The sequence below is a fragment of the bacterium genome, from assembly GCA_016716565.1.
Lineage (GTDB): Bacteria > Bacteroidota > Ignavibacteria > Ignavibacteriales > Ignavibacteriaceae > IGN2.
Genome location: JADJWC010000002.1, coordinates 265418 through 284145, shown reverse-complemented (window position 1 = coordinate 284145; position 18728 = coordinate 265418). Strand labels below are relative to the sequence as shown.

18 protein-coding genes, 4 tRNA genes and 2 pseudogenes are annotated in these 18728 nt (G+C 36.2%); 21 read left to right on the top strand and 3 right to left on the bottom strand.

Annotated elements, in window-relative coordinates:
• Positions 1-2 precede the first annotated feature (2 nt).
• The 3 genes from IPM14_08035 to IPM14_08025 all read left to right on the top strand — a co-directional run bounded on the left by IPM14_08035 (position 3) and on the right by IPM14_08025 (position 2089).
• Positions 3-803 (top strand): OmpA family protein, encoded by an 801-nt coding sequence (locus IPM14_08035; protein ID MBK9098049.1) that lies wholly within the window; start codon positions 3-5, stop codon positions 801-803.
• 21 nt (positions 804-824) lie between these two features.
• Entirely contained in the window at positions 825-1442 is a 618-nt protein-coding gene (locus tag IPM14_08030) for a hypothetical protein (GenBank protein ID MBK9098048.1), read from the top strand.
• 98 nt (positions 1443-1540) lie between these two features.
• Positions 1541-2089 carry a hypothetical protein gene (locus tag IPM14_08025; GenBank protein MBK9098047.1) on the top strand — a complete coding sequence of 183 codons (549 nt, stop codon included), beginning with the start codon at positions 1541-1543 and terminating at the stop codon, positions 2087-2089.
• Positions 2090-2154: 65 nt separating this feature from the next.
• Here the strand turns inward: IPM14_08025 and IPM14_08020 are convergent, their stop codons facing one another.
• The 3 genes and pseudogenes from IPM14_08020 to IPM14_08010 all read right to left on the bottom strand — a co-directional run bounded on the left by IPM14_08020 (position 2155) and on the right by IPM14_08010 (position 5600).
• A complete protein-coding gene (locus IPM14_08020; protein MBK9098046.1) occupies positions 2155-2790 on the bottom strand; it encodes a hypothetical protein in 636 nt (211 codons plus the stop codon).
• A 289-nt stretch (positions 2791-3079) separates the two neighbouring features.
• Positions 3080-4272, bottom strand: a pseudogene (gene lysA, locus IPM14_08015) (diaminopimelate decarboxylase).
• Between the two features lie 14 nt (positions 4273-4286).
• Positions 4287-5600 carry an aspartate kinase gene (locus tag IPM14_08010; protein MBK9098045.1) on the bottom strand — a complete coding sequence of 438 codons (1314 nt, stop codon included), beginning with the start codon at positions 5598-5600 and terminating at the stop codon, positions 4287-4289.
• A gap of 178 nt (positions 5601-5778) precedes the next feature.
• Here IPM14_08010 and IPM14_08005 point away from each other — a divergent pair, with 178 nt between their 5' ends.
• The 18 genes and pseudogenes from IPM14_08005 to IPM14_07920 all read left to right on the top strand — a co-directional run bounded on the left by IPM14_08005 (position 5779) and on the right by IPM14_07920 (position 18711).
• Entirely contained in the window at positions 5779-7005 is a 1227-nt protein-coding gene (locus IPM14_08005; protein MBK9098044.1) for an aminotransferase class I/II-fold pyridoxal phosphate-dependent enzyme, read from the top strand.
• Complete coding sequence (locus IPM14_08000) at positions 7002-7532, top strand: nucleotidyl transferase AbiEii/AbiGii toxin family protein (GenBank protein ID MBK9098043.1); 531 nt, start codon at positions 7002-7004, stop codon at positions 7530-7532. Before IPM14_08005 ends, IPM14_08000 begins: the two co-directional genes overlap by 4 nt.
• Before the next feature lie 70 nt (positions 7533-7602).
• Entirely contained in the window at positions 7603-8835 is a 1233-nt protein-coding gene (locus IPM14_07995; GenBank protein MBK9098042.1) for an insulinase family protein, read from the top strand.
• A 21-nt stretch (positions 8836-8856) separates the two neighbouring features.
• Positions 8857-10539: a (2Fe-2S)-binding protein gene (locus IPM14_07990; GenBank protein MBK9098041.1), complete on the top strand. Its 1683-nt coding sequence runs from the start codon at positions 8857-8859 to the stop codon at positions 10537-10539.
• 2 nt (positions 10540-10541) lie between these two features.
• Positions 10542-11570 (top strand): NADH-quinone oxidoreductase subunit NuoH, encoded by a 1029-nt coding sequence (nuoH, locus tag IPM14_07985; GenBank protein MBK9098040.1) that lies wholly within the window; start codon positions 10542-10544, stop codon positions 11568-11570.
• A gap of 64 nt (positions 11571-11634) precedes the next feature.
• On the top strand, positions 11635-12138 hold the full coding sequence (gene nuoI, locus IPM14_07980; protein ID MBK9098039.1) for an NADH-quinone oxidoreductase subunit NuoI: 504 nt from the start codon (positions 11635-11637) through the stop codon (positions 12136-12138).
• Between the two features lie 37 nt (positions 12139-12175).
• Complete coding sequence (locus IPM14_07975) at positions 12176-13858, top strand: T9SS type A sorting domain-containing protein (GenBank protein ID MBK9098038.1); 1683 nt, start codon at positions 12176-12178, stop codon at positions 13856-13858.
• A 41-nt stretch (positions 13859-13899) separates the two neighbouring features.
• Positions 13900-15438: a YifB family Mg chelatase-like AAA ATPase gene (locus IPM14_07970; GenBank protein MBK9098037.1), complete on the top strand. Its 1539-nt coding sequence runs from the start codon at positions 13900-13902 to the stop codon at positions 15436-15438.
• A gap of 79 nt (positions 15439-15517) precedes the next feature.
• Positions 15518-15601, top strand: a tRNA-Tyr gene (locus tag IPM14_07965).
• Between the two features lie 159 nt (positions 15602-15760).
• Positions 15761-15834, top strand: a tRNA-Gly gene (locus IPM14_07960).
• Between the two features lie 10 nt (positions 15835-15844).
• Positions 15845-15917 (top strand) — tRNA-Thr (locus tag IPM14_07955).
• Between the two features lie 38 nt (positions 15918-15955).
• The gene (rpmG, locus tag IPM14_07950; protein ID MBK9098036.1) at positions 15956-16105 is read left to right on the top strand and encodes a 50S ribosomal protein L33; all 150 of its coding nucleotides are present in this window, start codon (positions 15956-15958) and stop codon (positions 16103-16105) included.
• 1 nt (position 16106) lies between these two features.
• A tRNA-Trp gene (locus IPM14_07945) sits at positions 16107-16180 on the top strand.
• Between the two features lie 25 nt (positions 16181-16205).
• Positions 16206-16388 carry a preprotein translocase subunit SecE gene (gene secE, locus IPM14_07940; GenBank protein MBK9098035.1) on the top strand — a complete coding sequence of 61 codons (183 nt, stop codon included), beginning with the start codon at positions 16206-16208 and terminating at the stop codon, positions 16386-16388.
• A 12-nt stretch (positions 16389-16400) separates the two neighbouring features.
• Positions 16401-16937 carry a transcription termination/antitermination factor NusG gene (gene nusG / locus IPM14_07935; GenBank protein ID MBK9098034.1) on the top strand — a complete coding sequence of 179 codons (537 nt, stop codon included), beginning with the start codon at positions 16401-16403 and terminating at the stop codon, positions 16935-16937.
• A 26-nt stretch (positions 16938-16963) separates the two neighbouring features.
• A pseudogene (rplK, locus tag IPM14_07930) lies at positions 16964-17388 on the top strand (50S ribosomal protein L11).
• A 29-nt stretch (positions 17389-17417) separates the two neighbouring features.
• Positions 17418-18119, top strand: a complete 702-nt coding sequence (locus IPM14_07925; GenBank protein MBK9098033.1) for a 50S ribosomal protein L1 — start codon at positions 17418-17420, stop codon at positions 18117-18119.
• Between the two features lie 70 nt (positions 18120-18189).
• Entirely contained in the window at positions 18190-18711 is a 522-nt protein-coding gene (locus tag IPM14_07920; protein ID MBK9098032.1) for a 50S ribosomal protein L10, read from the top strand.
• Positions 18712-18728: the final 17 nt, after the last annotated feature.

The window sequence follows — 18728 nt, the reverse complement described above, 5'->3', positions numbered from 1 at the left end:
AAATGAAACAGAGAATCACTGTTTTAATCTGTCTATTTTTTATTCTCCTTTACTCACCATCATTCTCACAAGATATTTCCGGCAGTAAAGATCATCCTATGTTCAACAGAATATCCGGATTCAATATTACGGAATATAATGTTGAAGAATTCGGAACTTACACGTTTACACTGGATGGTGAAACTGAGAGTATTGTTGAAGGCACATTAACTACAATTCATTATGAGTGCGATTGCGAAGAAGCTCCGCTAAAGATTGTAAGGAACTTTACTAATGCAATGAAAAATATTGGCGGGCAAATTTATGAACCTTTCAAAAACCGTGGTTATATGTTTTTAAAGCAGGGGAATAAAGAAACATGGGCAGAAGTTTATGCAGGCGACTATTATTATGATCTGACAATAGTTGAAAAAGGCGAGGTTGAACAGGAAATAACAGCAAATGCAATTCTCAAAGAACTCAATGAAACAGGGAAAGCAATTCTTTATATCAATTTTGATTCAGGAAAATCAACGATAAAAAAAGAATCAATGCCTGTTGTTGAACAGATAATTGAAATGATGAAACAGGCTGCTGATATTAAAATAAGTGTGGAGGGGCATACGGATTCAGAGGGGAGTAATGAATCCAACTTAAAACTTTCTGAAGCACGCGCTAAGGCAGTTGTGGAAGCGATCACTAAAGGAGGTATTGATGCTGCACGATTAAGCTCGGCAGGCTTTGGAGAGGAAAAACCGATTGCTGATAACTCTACCGCAGAGGGTAAAGCAAAAAACAGAAGAGTCGAACTGATTAAAAAATAATTTCAAAGGAAGGAAATTAAAATGAAAAATTTATCAAAATGTTCTGTAGCAATACTATTCCACTTGTTTGCATTCATTATTGGGACTCAATTGCATGCACAAGAAATTTCTCTTAAACCATACGGTATCAAATCAGGAATAATCGAATATAAATATACCGGCTCCGAAACAGGAAAAGGTGTTATGTATTTCGATGAATATGGAACGAAAACAGCAATGAATCTCGATACTAAAAGGGGAGAAGAATTAAATAAAGGTTGGGTAATCTCATATAAAGAATATCAGTACATATTCGATCCTTCAAAACCTGACGAAGGCTTAAAGATGAAAAATCCAATGATTGAATCATTGATGAAAATGGATAAACAGGATTATGATAAAGTAGCAGAGGATCTATATTCAAAAATGGGTATGAAAAGATCGGCTAACGAAAAATTTCTGGATAAAGATTGTGTCTGCTTCAAAGGTGATATGGGAAAGGTATTAACTTGGAACGGAATACTTATGTTGATGGACATGAACTATGGCGGAATGAAATCACGTCAGGAAGTTACGTCAATAAAAACTAACGTGCCTGTTGATTCCAAGTATTTTGAAATACCGAAGAACATAAAATTTTCGGAAATGCCGGGATTTTAATGCAGAGAATTATAGCAACGAAAAACAACACATCAGTACTTTGTCTATTATCGTCAATTTGATGAAAAGGTCTTAATAAAAAAGTTAGGAGAAAAAAAATGTTTACAAAAAAGGTAATCCTGATTCTATTAATGATTCCTGTATTGTTTGCAATTGCCTGCTCGGAGGAGGACCCTGCCGGTCCACCTCAGGTTTTTAATGTTGAATACGATGGATTTTTACAATTGAGGTTTACTAATGAGTTTCCATCATTTGATGAAACTACACAGGTTGATGTTCATATTGATAAGTATGGTAAAGTAACTTTTGGTACAGGAACTTTATCATATAACGCAGATGAAAATAATGGTCAATCAAGAATTGTTAGAGTTGGTACTCTTTCGCTTAATCCGAAAGGCAGTCACTTTGTAAGTAATGGAGATGATTACGTTGATGTTGATGAAAATACCACAATTGTCGAAAATATGATCGTATATTACTGGGATGGTCAATCCTGGGTAGAATTTGTTAATGAAAACATCAATAGTACTTGGAATGGAGGCTTAGGTTTTAACATTGATGATGCAGTTTTATCAGGTTCAATATTACAATCAGTTACTGCCTGGGGAAGTACAACCTGGGGATTATACCTTGTTGTAATTCCATAGAATTATTGAAGGAGTTTTTGGACAAAAGAAAAAAAATTAATGAGTAATTTAGAAGTTCAGGGGAATTAGTTTTTTATTGCAGTGATTGTATACTTTCTAATTTCGTTATCCGGTAGGTCGCTGAAGTTGTAAAGTATATACTTTTCATCCTGCAATTTTTCCAGTTCATGCCACTTGTAACGTATCTGCCTGAAACCAAGTACTCTCAAATCGTTTGTAACGGTGTTGTGAAATTTTTCTAACAGATTGCGTTTTGTAAAACTGTCATGCGTGAAGACTACAATCTTATTCCGTTCATCATTCAGGATTGTTATCTTGTAATCTAGACCGTTTAATCTATCGCTAAGATATTCACCAAAATATTTCCGTATTTCAGGGAGAAATCTCAGTTGGTGTTTTATAGCTAATTCTTTAACCTTTTCCTGCATAATTAGAACATCATTGTCTTCCTCACTAATCGCATCATATCTCGGAATAAAATCAAACCAATAATTCAAATCAACCAAAGTATTTCTTGCACTTTCCCAGCTGTCGATTACTTTGTCATAATTATTAACGGTAGTATAAATCTCTTTCAACTCCCGGAAGTATTCAGATTTTTTTGAAGGCGAGAAACTTGAAACGGTAACACCGACAACTGCAAGTATTACCATTGCAAGTGTTATTGATATAAAAATTCTATGTCGTTCGAAAAGATCCATTGTTATTTATTTCTTGTCTTTGTCGTCAATTATTATGTGATTATGCACCATCTATGCCAAGGTAGGTCAACTATTATTACTAAAAATTAAAATGAAATAATAAGTTCGTTTGTAATATTTACGAAAAATCAAATTTTGTGGATAATAGTGACTGATTTCAGCCGTCAATAAATTCGTAAGGCGACAATTTTGGACTTATAAAATTTTGAACAAATTAAACTGATACGTTGTATGAATATATTTACGTTTACCTGGTGGTTTACATGATTCGGAAGAAAATAGTTTGATTTCACAGTTGATCAGAAAAGCAGGTCTGAATCCTATCTCGAAGATTATATCCAGATGACATCACTTCACCGTACGCGCCTGTTGATCTGATGGCGATCAAATCTCCTCTTTTTGTTTCCGGAAGAAGGATTGATTTACCGAATGTATCGGATGATTCGCAGATCGGGCCAACTACATCATATTTCTTGATTTCGGATTTCGGATTGTTGGCTTGCCTGCCGGTAGGCAAGGTTTCGGATTTAGTAATGTTTTCTATCTTGTGATATGACTGATATAATGCTGGTCTGATTAATTCTGTCATCCCTGCATCAAGAATCGCAAAATTTGTACTGACACCTTCCTTTATGTATAGCACTCTTGATATTAATGAACCACACTGCCCAACTATTGCTCTTCCAATTTCAAAATGAACTTCCTGCTGTGGACGAATTTCAAGAAATTTTTCAAATACATCAAAGTATGATTTAAAGTCCGGAATCAATTCGGCGTCGGGATCCTCGTAATTGATTCCTAATCCGCCGCCAACATTTATATTCTTCAATCTCAGATGGTGTTCGTCAAACCAATTTTGAATTTCATTTATCCGTACGCACAATCCCTTGAAGACATTAAGATCAGTTATTTGAGAACCAATATGGAAATGTAATCCAATCAAATTAATATTTTTTAATGATGAAAGTTTCTCAATAATTGTTGAAAGCTCCCAGGTATTTATTCCGAATTTATTTTCCTCGAGACCTGTTGTTATGTAGTGATGTGTATTTGCATCGACATTCGGATTAATTCTAATTGCTAATGGTGCATTTTATTTTGTGAAGACGCGAATGAGTTTATTACTTCCAGTTCCTGGATAGATTCCACATTGAAGCAGAAAATGTTTTTGTTTAGTCCGGTTAGTATTTCTTTATCCGATTTTCCTACACCAGCAAAAACTATATTATCATTTTTAAAACCTGTTGAGAAGGCTTTTGTGATTTCGTTTCCGCTAACACAATCAGCACCTAAACCTGAATCACTGATTATTTTCAGAATCTTGTCATTCGAATTTGCTTTAAGTGCATAATGAATTTTATAATTTCTCGCTGATGCTTCCTTAATTAAAAGTGATAAAGTTGAATTAAGCAATTCCAGATCGTAGTAATAAAACGGTGTTTCCAACTTTTCAAATTTTTCAACTAATGCTTTATTGAACATTTTTCTTGTCGATATTAGTTGGAAAAGATTTTATTCAATGAAATGAGGGCTTCTTTTTTATCTGACGAATTGACCAGAATTGAAATGCTGTGTCTGCTACCTCCGTAGGAAATCATTCTCAGATTAAAACGTTTTAATGACTCCAAAACTTTGTTGATGATTCCTTTTTGCTCGATCAGATTTTCTCCAACAACGCAAATTATTGTTTGATCCGAATCAACTTCAACTGCACCATAATATTTTAGTTCTTCCGTTATTTCGGCGAGATAAGTTGTGTCATCTATTGTGACCGATACAGCGACCTCCGAAGTTGTAATCATATCAATCGGTGTTTTGAATCTCTCAAATACTTCAAAAACTTTTCTTAAAAATCCGTAAGCAAGAAGCATCCTGCCTGATTTAATTTTGATCGCAGTGATGCCGTCTTTTGCTGCGACAGCTTTTATTCCTGATCCGTTTGATTCAGCGGAAATTAAGGTACCGGGATCCTCTGGCTTCATTGTATTTTTTAAGCGAACCGGAATGTTTGCAAGTTTTGCTGGAAGCACACTTGAAGGATGAAGAATCTTTGCGCCGAAGTAAGCAAGCTCAGCTGCCTCATCAAATGACAATCGTTCGATTGGATAAGTATTTTCAACGTATCTTGGATCGTTGTTATGGAAACCGCTGATGTCTGTCCAAATTTGAATTTCCTCTGCACTGATTGCAGCTCCAATCAGCGAAGCACTATAATCACTTCCGCCACGTTTTAAGTTATCGACTTCACCGTAAAGATTTCTGCATATATAACCCTGAGTAATGAACAATTTTTTATCCGGTTGTTTTGTTAATTCTCTTTCGAGATTTTCTTTTATGTAATAATTATCCGGTTCGCCGTTTGTGTCAATCCTCATAAAATTTAAAGCGGGGAGTAGAATTGAATCAATTTTTTGTTCAGTTAAATACTGATGAAAAAGTGCCGTCGAAATCAATTCGCCTTGAGCCAGTATTGCTCTTTCCTCATGAATTGTAAAAATATCCTGTGTGAACGATCTAATGTAATTGAAATGAGAATCGATCAGTGCCGTTGCATCTTTGCTGACAACAGGATCGGAATATAATTCGGACACAACCTGCTTGTATTTTTTTTCAAGTTGATTGATCAGTTGGTTGGCTTTTGAATTCTTTTTTGAATACAGGTGTTCAGCAATCTGAACAAGTGCGTTTGTTGTGCCGGACATAGCGGAAAGAACAACAAGTTGTTTTTCTTCTCTATTAATTAATCTGGCAACTTCCTTCATCCTCTCTGCAGAACCAACCGAAGTGCCGCCGAATTTAAGAACTTTCATTTAGTCTGTTCTACTCCTTAGTAAAATTTGAGGCAAATATAAGTATTACAGTTTAATTAGTTGATGCTCTCCAAATAATTTTAATTCTGCCCGATGTGATTTGGCTAATCGCATTACTAAATTATTTCCCTTAAATTTGTACTGAATTTAATTCAAGTCTTGTAAACCTGGAGTTGTCATGGACCAAAGAAAAATAATTCCCGCAATAAGAACAGACAATATCACGTATGCAGTTAGAGACATAGTCGTTCTCGCAAATGAAGTTGCTAAGTCAGGAAAGGAAATGCTTTATCTGAATATTGGCGATCCGAATCTTTACGACTTTCAGCCGCCGCAGCATCTTGTAAAAGCAACTTACGATGCGATGATAAAAAATTTCAATGGCTATGCCCCATCTTCAGGAATTAAAGAAGCCGTTAGAGCAATTGAAGGTGAAGCACATAGAAAAGGAATATCGAATGTCCACGATATTTTTGTAACAACCGGTGCAAGCGAAGCGATTGATATTTGTCTTACTGCTCTTGTAAACGATGGGGAAAATGTTTTAACGCCGACTCCCGGTTATCCGCTTTACACTGCGATTGCAAGCAAGTTGCAAATGATGGAAAACCCATACTATTTGAATGAATCAAATGGCTGGCTACCAGATATTGATGACATCAGAAGTAAAATAAACAAAAAAACAAAAGCGATTATTCTCATAAATCCGAACAACCCGACAGGTTCACTGTATACAACTGAAAATCTTCAGGCAATAATTGATCTTGCACTTGAAAACGATCTTGTAATTTTTGCTGATGAAATTTATGATAAACTTTTATTTGATGGCAAGAAGCACATCTCAATAGCATCTATGAATAAAGATGTTTCTTGTATTACTTTTGGCGGACTTTCAAAAAATTATATGGTCCCGGGATTCAGGATAGGTTGGGGAATTGTCAGCGGCAGAAAAGAAATTCTATCTGACTATATCGAAGCAATAAATAAAATTTTGCGAGCACGACTTTCTGCAAATCATCCTGAGCAGTATGGAATTAAAATTTCTCTAGAAGGTGATCAATCGCATCTCATTGAAGCAAATTCAAAATTAACTTCACGAAGAAATATGACTGTTGAAATGTTGAATTCGATTGACGGAATTTCCTGCGTAAAACCTGAGGGTGCTTTTTATGCTTTCCCGCAATTACACGGAATTGAATCGGATGCACATTTTGTAAGTGAGTTGATTAAAGAAACAGGTGTAGTGGTTGTCCCCGGAAGTGGATTCGGGCAAGTTCCGGGTACGAATCATTTCAGAGTTGTATTTCTGCCGAATGAAAAAATTCTGGAGAAGGCATACAATTCAATTGGAGATTTTTTGCAAAAGTATATGAAGAAGTATCCAGTCAAAATGGAAGCTAAATGACAGGCAAAAAATTTCTAAATAGTCTTGCAAATGGAAAGAGCGACGTAATTCAGTTATTTCTGGATATGCTGGAAAATCTTAAGTTAGATTATTGTGTGATCGGCGGACTTGCAGTCAATGCATATGCTGAACCTGTTGCCAGCCTTGATCTGGATTTAGTGTTGACAATTGGAGATATTGAAAAATTGCTGAATCAGATTGAACTGTCTAAAGAAAAATTTTCAATTAAGAAGTTTTCTCACAGTTTAAATTTAGAGCATCCCGATTCAGATTTGCGAATTCAAATTCAGACCGACGAGATATATCAACCGTTTATTAAGAATGCTGTAGTTAAAAAAGTCCTTGGATACGAAATGAAAGTAGCCTCATTGGAAGATTTATTACAAGGCAAAATCTGGGCTTATTCAGATGAAGAAAGAAGGAAAAGTAAGCGGCAAAAAGATTTGGCAGATATTATGCGATTGGTGGAAATATATCCAAATCTTACTACCCTTCTCCCGGCAAAAATCAAGAAGCTAATTGGCTGATAAATCCGTTTCCCGTTATATCATTTGTGCTTATATTTGCCCGTAAATTCTATTACTAATCAGCAAATTTGTGGACAATTACTATCTAACAACACTTCCCAGCGGAACGAAAATTGTTTCGGAATATATTCCGCACGTTCAGTCATTTACGCTTGGTTTTTGGTTCAACGTTGGTGCCCGTGATGAATCGCTGCGTAACAATGGAATTTCGCATTTCATTGAACACATGCTATTTAAAGGAACAAAAAAGCGTTCAGCAAAAATGATTGCTGAAGAAATTGAATCTTACGGCGGTTATCTCAACGCCTTTACTTCCAAAGAACACACTTGTTATTATTCAAAAGGATTAACCCAAAATCTTGGAAGAACGTTCAGTGTTTTATCAGATTTAATTCAGAATCCACTTTTCAAAGAAACTCATATCAGGAAAGAAGCCGGAGTTGTTATTGATGAGCTTAAAGATATTGATGATAATCCCGAAGAGCTACTTTACGATAAGTTTGAAGAAATTATTTTCAGTGGAAGCAGGCTCAGTTATCCCGTAATTGGCAAAGAAAATAATATCAGAAATTTCAATTCTGATGATCTGTTTAACTTTCACAGAACAAATTATAATACGGATGGCTTACTGATAGTCGCTTCAGGAAATTTAAAGCACGATGAATTGATAAAGCTTACTGAAAAATATGTTACTGAAGGAAAAACAAAACGAAGACAGAACAGAGAGCGTTTTCAAACAAAAAAAGTTGAAGACACTTTTATAGAAAAAGATGTTCAGCAGGTTCATACGATCATCGGCAGAGCTACTTTTGGTTATAATGATAAAAGAAGAATTCCGGTAAGATTTTTATCTGCCTTACTCGGTGAGGGAAGCAGCTCACGTCTGTTTTTAGCTGTAAGAGAAAAGCTTGGAATCACATATCAGATTAATTCTTTCCTGAATTCATACAACGATACTTCAGCATTCGGAGTTTATTTTTCAACAAATCAGAATCAGTATGCGAAAGTAATTGATATCGTTTATAAAGAATTCAAAAAGTTGAAGGACATTCCAATCTCGGAGAAGGAACTGAAGAAAGTAAAAGAATATTTAAAGGGCGGAGTGCTTCTCAGTCTTGAAAGCACAACCAACCGTATGATGAGAATCGCAAACTCGATACTGTATTACGATAAAATTTTTTCTGTTGAAGATTATCTTTCGAAAATTGAAAAAATAACAATTGAAGATGTTCAGAAAACAGCGAATGAATTGCTGAATGATTCAAAACTTATTAAAGTAATTTTAAAATCAGACTCAAAATAATTTTAGCAAACAAAAAATATTATGCCGAATATTAATATTGATGGAAAAACCATCGAGTTCAAATCAGGTCAGACAATAATTGAGGCTGCACGCGATCACGGAATTGAGATCCCTCATTTCTGCTGGCATCCGAAACTTTCTGTCTCAGGCAACTGCAGAATTTGTTTAGTCGAAGTTGAAAAGATGCCGAAGCTTGTAATTGCGTGTTCAACTCTTGCATCTGAAGGAATGGTTGTTCATACAAAATCCGAGAAAGTTATTGCAGCACAAAATGCAGTAATGGAATTTTTACTGATCAATCATCCGCTCGATTGTCCTATTTGTGATGAAGCAGGCGAGTGCAAACTTCAGGATTATGCTTACAAATATGGTGTAGGTGAAAGCAGATTTGTGGAAGAAAAAGTTCATAAAGATAAACGCGTTGCACTCGGTCCGAGAGTTATGTTCGATGGTGAAAGATGTATTTCCTGTTCACGCTGCATCAGATTTTGTGATGAAATTTCAAAAGATCCTGAACTCACATTTGTGAAAAGAGGGGACAAGGTTACGATCGTAACTTATCCCGGTGAAGAACTGGATAATCCATACTCGATGAATGTTATTGACATCTGTCCTGTTGGCGCGTTAACAAGCCGCGATTTCAGATTTAAAGCGCGTGTATGGGATATGTCATCAACAAATTCCGTTTGCATAGGATGTTCAAGAGGATGCAATACGGAAATCTGGGTCAGGAATAATGAGATTTTAAGATTAACTCCCCGCCACAACGAGCATGTTAACAGCTATTGGATGTGTGATCATGGAAGATTAAATACATTCAAATTTGTAAATGCCGATACAAGGATCACCTCTCCTCAAATCAGAAAAAACGGACAGTTGAACGATGTTACTATGGATGAAGCAGTTAATGAAACAGTAGCAAGATTAAAAACTTTCAACAAGGATCAGATTGCTGTCATCGGTTCTCCTTATGCATCTTGTGAAGATAATTATCTTGTTGCGAAGTTTGCGCGGACAGTTTTGCAGACAGCTAATCTCGATTACATTCGGCACATTGATCCTCTTTTTGCTGATGATATCCTTAGAACGGAAGATGTAACTCCAAACTCACTCGGTGCAGAATTGATTGGGATTCAACCATCAAAATCAGGAATGGATATTCACGGAATTCTCAATGCAATCAAAGAGAAAAAAATAAAAGCTCTTTATTTAATTGAAGATGATATAATTGAAGCGTATCCTGAATTTGAAAATGCTATTGCCGGACTTGATCTATTCATTATGCATTCAACAAATCAAAATAAAAGTACCGCACTGGCTGATATTATTTTTCCTGCTGCAACTTATGCTGAGAAGAACGGGACTTTCGTAAATGTGAATGGAATGGTTCAAAGAATTCGTCCTGCTGTTTCTGTTGTTGAGGCGGATCGTGCACTTGACGGAATGAGTATGAGCAGGCTGGATAAATTTGGAACCAAGTGGGATCGATGGGCTTCGGGTAAAAAAATAGATGCGCTTCCAACCTGGAAAATATTAATAGCGATTTCAAAAGCTATGGGAAGCAAAATAAAGTTTAATATGGCAGAGGAAGTTTTTGCTGAAATCTCAAATTCAATCGATGCATTCAAGGGATTGGATTATGATCAGATCGGTGAACTGGGTACTAAAATAAAATCAGATATTTCAAATAAAGTCAAAGTTTAATAATGGAAATTCTTGAAATACTAATTGTAGCATTAATAAAAATAGTGCTCATTGTAAGTGTAATGCTAGTCTCTGTTGCTTACCTCGTTTACTTTGAGCGGAAGGTAAGTGCCTGGGCACAGAATAGAATTGGTCCAAACAGAGTTGGCTGGCATGGTGCACTTCAGCCGTTTGCTGATCTCTTTAAACTTGTACTTAAAGAAGATATAGTGCCTGACAATGCTGACAGAAGAATTCATGCAATTGCACCAATCATTGCATTGCTTGTTGCACTTTCCACATATGCTGTAATTCCATTCGGACCCGATTTGGAAATTGCCGGATATAATATATCGATGGTCGTCGCTGATGTAAACATTGGAGTTTTATTTATTCTTGCTTTAACATCGCTCGGTGTGTATGCAATAACACTTGCGGGATGGTCATCAGGCAGTAAATATTCTTTACTTGGTGGAATTCGTTCCTCTGCACAGATGATTTCTTATGAAGTGTCAATGGGATTTTCAGTTGCCGGAGTTCTGCTTTTATCTGAATCACTTAGACCAGTAGCAATTGTTGAATCGCAATCAGGTTGGATGTGGAATGCAATTGTTCAACCCATAGGATTTATAACTTTTCTTGTTTCAGCATTTGCGGAAACTAACAGACTACCATTTGATTTGCCCGAAGCTGAACCAGAACTTGTCGGTGGATTTCATACCGAATACAGCAGTATGAAGTTTGCAGGATTCTTCCTTGCAGAGTACGCAAATATGATCATTGCAAGTGCATTCATTGTTACACTTTATTTAGGCGGATGGCAAATTCCTTATCTTGAAAAATTAGGATTACCACCAATCGTTTTCACTCTGTTAAGTTTCGGTGCATTTTTATTTAAGATGGCTGCATTACTTTTCTTCTTCTTGTGGGTAAGATGGTCTTTACCCCGGTTCAGGTACGATCAACTAATGAATCTTGGCTGGAAAGTAATGTTTCCTCTTTCACTTATTAATATTGTCTGGGTCGCTGTACTAATTATGATATTTGGCTAGTAATAAATTATTGTATTGAGTTGATGACTAAATAATTATATAATTGAAAAAATTATAATTCAATATGGAAACCAAAACAAAAAGACGACGCATTAAAAACTTAAATTTCTGGGAAAAGATTTATATCCCGGAAATCGTTAAAGGGCTTTCACTTACTCTGAAAACTATGTTCAGACCGAAATTCACTATGGAATATCCGGAAGTGAAGTTCGAACCATCGGGTTCGTACCGCGGAAGACCTGTACTTGTTCAGGAAGAAAACGGAGTTGAAAGATGTGTTGCCTGCGGTTTGTGTTCAAGAGTTTGTCCGGCCTTGGCCATTGAAGTTCAGGCTTCTGAAACTGAATTGGAAAAGGAAAGATATCCGGAAAAGTTTGAAATAAATATGCTAAGATGCATTTTCTGTGGATTTTGCGAAGAAGTTTGTCCGGAAGAAGCGATTGTAATGAGTAAAGATTATGAATTAGCATTTACCAACCGGGAAGATGCAATCTATGGAAAAGATAAGCTTTTAGTGCCTGTAAAACAGCTGCAGGATCGTATTGACTTCCTGCGTCAATACAAGTAGTTGGACTAATCAAATTAATTAAGTTAACTTTAGCAGTATGTTTAAACGAATAAACATAATACTGTGGCTTTCTGTTATCTTCGCTTTTGATACAATATCTTCTCAGGATAATTTTAAAATTTTTATTCCAAAGTTCATTCCTGAAAGAGCCGGCTTTGAAGTATCCATCATCACATCAAATAAATTTTCCGAAGCTGATAAATTAAATATTTACTTTCTCGCAGAACAAAATCTGACTATAACTAAAATTGAATTCTGGGTTGACAATATTAAAAGGGAACTTCCAATAACCAGTGAATTAATTTCAGATTATTCTGAACAATTCAAAAAGATGACGGTGGAATTTTCAGATACCAGCATCTTCAATCAGGAAAAATTTTTCCAGTTGGTTTTATTTTTAAAACCAGGAAACACAAAATCTAACTCACTTAAATTTTTTGGTGAATATGTTAATGATGAAAAGGTCATTGGACGGCTGGTTAATTCAGATTTAGAGACAGACTTTAACACTTCAGATTTTTACATTCTTTCGCTTCAATACTATCAAAAATCATCCATTGCAGAAAATGCTATCTCTTTAGGTTACAATTCTTATCTGAACATCGCACAGATGTATAATTTCGAAAAAACTTTAGAGATAGGATTTTGGTTGAAGGCAAAAAATTTCAGATCAGATTTTTTCAAAATAATAGATTGGGAAACGAATTGGGTTGAGTACTCAATCTCAATTAATGATAATCAGATTTTAGCTATAGACTCAAAAGATGAAGAATTACTTCCCATAAAACCATACTTCGTATCAAATAATATCTGGTACCATTTTCACTTAAGCCTTAACAGGATTACAAATGAACTCAATTTTTACATTAATGGTACTCAGCTTTCTCAAACGAGAATCAGGAACTATATAAATCCAGATAATCTTGTCTTTCATTTTCAGAATAATGAATCATCAGGAGAGATATTGTTGGAGCAGTTTCGCATAGTTGAAGGTAATGGATCTTCTTCCGGAATTGTCAGGAACAGTAATTATGAAGATTATTATGATGATAGTTCTAAAGTTATTTTCCAGATGGATTTTTCAGAAACTGAAATGAATGAATTGAGAACTGATAAACAAATATCATATGAACAAATCAAATTTATAAAGTCTGATGCACCGGTTTTCCTTAGAGGACCAAAGGCCAATGTGAAAATGATGAATAATTTTTACGAAGTCGAATGGAGCGGTGGAAGTTTCAGTGATGCCGATTATTATGTGCTCGAGAAAGCAGTTGGCAACGGTGCTTTTACAGAAACAGGTAAAGTCGATGCAGTCAACGATAGGGAAAAAACTTATTCGCTTTTGAGTGAACATATTGATCAAACAGAAATAATTTATTTCAGAATCAAGCAGGTGAATAAGGATGGGTCTATTGTTTGCTCTGAAGTTGTTAAAGTTGGTCAGGGATTAATTGAAGATTTAATAATAGGTCAGAACTACCCTAATCCATTCAATCCAACTACTACAATTGAGTTTGATCTTCTGCAGGATTCCGATGTGGAAGTAATAATATATGATCTAGCCGGTAAAGAAATTGCAATACTCTATACAGGTTTTTTATCCTCGGGTTCCCACAAATTCAAATTTGACGCGACAGGCCTTCCGTCCGGTATATATCTTTATCAGATTAAAACTACATTATCATCTCAAACAAGAAAGATGATATTAGCTAAATAATCAAACACCAGAATTTCATTTAAAATAACTAACACCGTTTAATGCTCTCGAAAATATTATCAAGTGCTACATATGGAATTGATCCATATCTTGTTGAGGTTGAAACTCATGTAGAAAAACAGATACCGGGTTTTATTATTGTCGGTCTCCCGGATAGTGCTGTAAAAGAGAGCCGAGAAAGAGTTACTGCAGCTATTAAGAATAGCGGACTCGACTATCCGCTGAAGAAAATCACTGTTAACCTGGCTCCGGCAGATATTAAAAAAGAGGGCAGCTCATTTGATCTTCCCATTGCAATCGGTTTGATTTCAGCGACTGGACTGATCGAATCAGATAAATTGGATGACACAGTTTTTTTAGGGGAACTTTCGCTTGATGGAAAACTTCGACCTGTAAAAGGAGCTTTACCTATTACAGTTGAAGCTAGAAAGAAAGGAATCAAAAGAATTATTCTACCCGTTGAATCGTCGGCTGAAGCTTCCATCGTTGATGAGATAGAAGTGTTTGGCGTTTCTACATTGAATGAAGTTGTAGATTTTCTCAATAGATCAGTGGATCTTGTCCCTGTAAAATCTGACAGACAGCAAATATTTTCGAGAGTAAACAAATACCATCTGGATTTTTCTGATGTAAAAGGGCAGGAGAATGTCAAACGTGCCCTCGAAGTTGCCGCAGCAGGTGCGCACAACATCCTGATGATCGGACCTCCCGGTTCCGGAAAAACAATGCTGGCGAAACGTTTACCAACTATTCTTCCACCTCTTTCTTTCGATGAGGCATTAGAGACAACTAAAATTCACAGCATTGCAGGAATATTGCCGAGAGATACTGCACTTGTTACAGAGCGTCCATTTCGCAGTCCGCATCACACTGTTTCAGATGCAGCACTTGTTGGCGGTGGAAGTTTTCCAAGACCAGGAGAAGTATCGTTTGCACATCACGGAGTCTTATTCCTTGATGAATTACCGGAATTCAAGAAAAATGTTTTAGAGGTATTGAGACAGCCGCTGGAAGATTCTCGTGTAACTGTTAGTAGGTCAAAATTATCATTGGAATTTCCTGCGAATTTTATGTTAGCAGCTGCGATGAATCCATGTCCCTGCGGTTACTTTACAGATCCTAATAAAGAATGCACATGCACACCTCCTTCGATCCAGAAATATATGGCAAAAATTTCTGGACCATTGCTAGATAGGATCGATATTCATATTGAAGTGCCAGCGGTTAAATATAAAGAGTTAGCAACAGAATCATCTGCAGAGAAATCTGAAGTAATCAGAGATCGTGTTCTTAAAGCCCGTGAGATTCAAATTGAAAGATTTCAGGAATTAAAACACATTTTTAATAACGGAGATATGGGTTCCAAAGAAGTTAGAAAATATTGCAAATTAGACAGTTCTGGTGAAGAATTGCTAAAAATGGCTATGACCAAATTAGGGCTATCTGCGAGGGCATATGATAGAATTTTGAAGGTTAGTCGAACCATTGCAGATCTGGACGGCTCAGAAAATATCCAACCCCAACATGTTAGTGAAGCAATCCAATATCGCAGTTTAGACAGGGAATTGTGGAAACACTAAGCGATTAAATAATGAACTGCGAATTATTTGCATTTTTACAACCCATGAAATATATTTGATGCTCGATTTTTGAAAAATCGGGCGGACGCCGGAGTTGGAGAGCCGGGGCGGACTGTAAATCCGTTGGCGAATGCCTTTGGGGGTTCGAATCCCTCGCCGCCCACGGAGTTTTTGAGTGTATTTTTTACACAAAATTTTTAATTCTCCTTTTACTCGCTTCAAAACTGAATTGAATTTTATTTTTTCTCAAAATTTATTTTTTGAGGTAAATTTTTGTGCTCAATTCCTTCTTTTGAATGCTTGGTTCTTTGTTTATTTCCAGGCGGGAGTAACTCAGTTGGCTAGAGTCACAGCCTTCCAAGCTGTTGGTCGCGGGTTCGAGTCCCGTCTCCCGCTCTACACCATCGCTGACGTAGCTCAGTTGGTAGAGCACATCCTTGGTAAGGATGAGGTCACCGGTTCAATCCCGGTCGTCAGCTCAAAAAAAAAGTAGGAGTTTTTTATGGCGAAAAGTAACATCAGACAAATTATAACATTAGAAAGCACAGCAGGAACTGGTTATAGATATACTACAACCAAGAATAAAAGAACTCATCCTGCAAGAGTTGAATATAAAAAATATGACCCTGTGGTTCGTAAGCACGTAATATTTAAAGAAACTAAATAATACGTCAGTAGCTCAATTGGCTAGAGCAGCGGTCTCCAAAACCGCAGGTTGGGGGTTCGAGTCCCTCCTGACGTGCGAGCAATAATCAGAGTAATTCGATATGAAAGAAAAAATAAAACTCTTTTTTGAAGATGTGGTTAAGGAAATGAAAAAAGTTACCTGGCCAACAAAAGCAGAATTAATGGAATCAACAAAAATTGTAATTGTTGTTTGCCTTATTTTAGCTGGATTTGCTTATGTAATTGATATGCTCATTAGTCAGGTAATGCAAGGAATTTTTTAACAGGTAATGTTGATGGAAGCAAAGTGGTATGTTGTCAGGACTTTTTCCGGGCATGAAAATAAAGTAAAGCAAATGCTCGAAACTGAACTTCAGGAGAACGAACAGTTAAAGTCGAAGATCAAGGAAATCCTTGTTCCTACGGAAAAAGTATTTGAAGTGAAAGATGGAAAGAAACGGAGTAAAACAAAAAACTTTTTCCCGGGATATATACTCGTTCAAGCTGAGCTTGACAATCAGGTTAAAGAATTCATTTTAAGAACACAATCCGTAATGGGTTTTTTAGGAACGGGTAATGTGCCAAATCCTCTTCAACCGGAAGAAGTAAGAAGAATTGTAGGAAGAATTACTCAGAACGAATCCACTGAAAGAATGGAAACAATTTTCAGGAATGGTGATATAGTCAAAATAATTGATGGACCATTCAACAATTTTAGCGGAACCGTTCAGGAGGTAAATGAAGAGAAAATGAAAATGAAAGTTATGGTTTCTATTTTCGGAAGAAAAACTCCTGTTGAAATCGATTTCGTTCAAGCAGAATTAGAGAAATAAATTTTATTCGAATAAGGTAATACGTTATGGCAAAAAAAATAGATAGTTTTATAAAATTGCAAATACCCGGAGGCAAAGCTAATCCATCTCCACCGGTTGGACCAGCACTTGGTCAAAAAGGTGTAAACATTATGGAGTTTTGTAAACAGTTCAATGCAAGAACTCAGGATAAAGATGGAATGATCATTCCGGTTGTAATAACAGTTTATTCAGATAAGTCCTTCACGTTTATTACAAAGACTCCTCCAGCTGCAGTTCTTCTTAAGAAATTGACGAAAGTAGAAAAAGGATCTGCCGAATCCAATCGTAAAAAGTTGGCAAAGTTACCAAAGCACAGCTCAAGGAAATTGCTGAAATTAAAATGAAAGATTTAAATGCTTTCGATGTTGATCATGCAATGAGTATGATTGCAGGAACTGCTAGGAGTATGGGACTTACAGTCGAAGATTAATTATAATTTAATAAATTTTTAGTTCTAACATGAAAACTTCAAAAAGAAAAAAAGAATTTCAAACAAAAGTAAAAAGCGATAAAGAGTACACTTTACAGGAAGCTGTAGCTCTTCTTAAAGAAGCCTCAAAAGTAAAATTTGTTGAATCGCTTGATTGTGCTATGCGTCTCGGAGTTGATCCGCGTCAGGCTGATCAAATGCTTAGAGGAACAGTTTCGCTTCCGCATGGTACCGGCAAACAAGTTTCAGTACTGGTTATTGGAAAAGGTGCTAAAGCTCAGGATGCTCTGGACGCAGGAGCTGACTACGCAGGATTTGAAGAATATCTTGAAAAAATAAAAGGTGGATGGACAGATGTCGATGTGATTATTGCAACACCTGATTCGATGAGTGAACTAGGAAAACTTGGAAAAATTCTGGGGCCAAAAGGTTTAATGCCGAATCCGAAAAGTGGAACAGTTACTCAGGATGTTTCTCAGGCTGTGAAAGAAATTAAAGCTGGTAAAATTGAATTCAGAGTGGATAAGACAGGAATTGTCCATACTTCTGTTGGTAAATTAAATTTTGAAAATGATAAACTGGTTGACAATGCGAAAGCTTTCATCAATACTATAATAAAGATGAAACCTGCTTCAGCTAAAGGACAATATGTTAAAAGTTTATTCTTGTCCAGCACAATGGGACCGGGATTAAGAATTTCAAAGGATGAATATACCGTTCGTCAGGCTTAAAAAGTTTTACGCACTCAAAAAATAAATGCTTCTAACCGACACGTAAACTTATTAATGAAAACGGGAGTAAATGAACAGAAACGAAAAGTCAGAAATAATTTCTGAGATAAAAGAACTCCTGGAGAGTTCTTCTGCAGTGTACTTAACTGATTATCACGGAATTAATGTCGAAGATATTAGTTCGCTTCGTACGCAGTTTCGAAACGAAGGAGTTCGTTATAAGGTATTTAAAAATACTCTTGTTAAAAGAGCTCTTGATGAATCAGGCAAGTACGATAAAATTGCAGATCACTTAACTGGAATGACCGGATTTGCTTTTGCTACAAAGAATCCGCTCGCACCGGCAAAAATCATCAGTAAATATTTTGGTGATAAAGAAAAACTTTCTCTCAAAGCCTGCTACGTTGAGGGCGAGTATTTCGATGGAAGCCAGCTAAAAGCATTAGCAACACTTCCAAGCAAGAATGAATTGATAGCAGGAATAATGGGCTCTCTAAATTCGCCTGTATCAGGAATTGTCGGAGCCATCAATGCAGTAATGAGAGATCTTGTCAGTGTCGTCGAACAAATTTCTCAAAAGCAAGCAGCATAAATTTTTATAGAAATTAA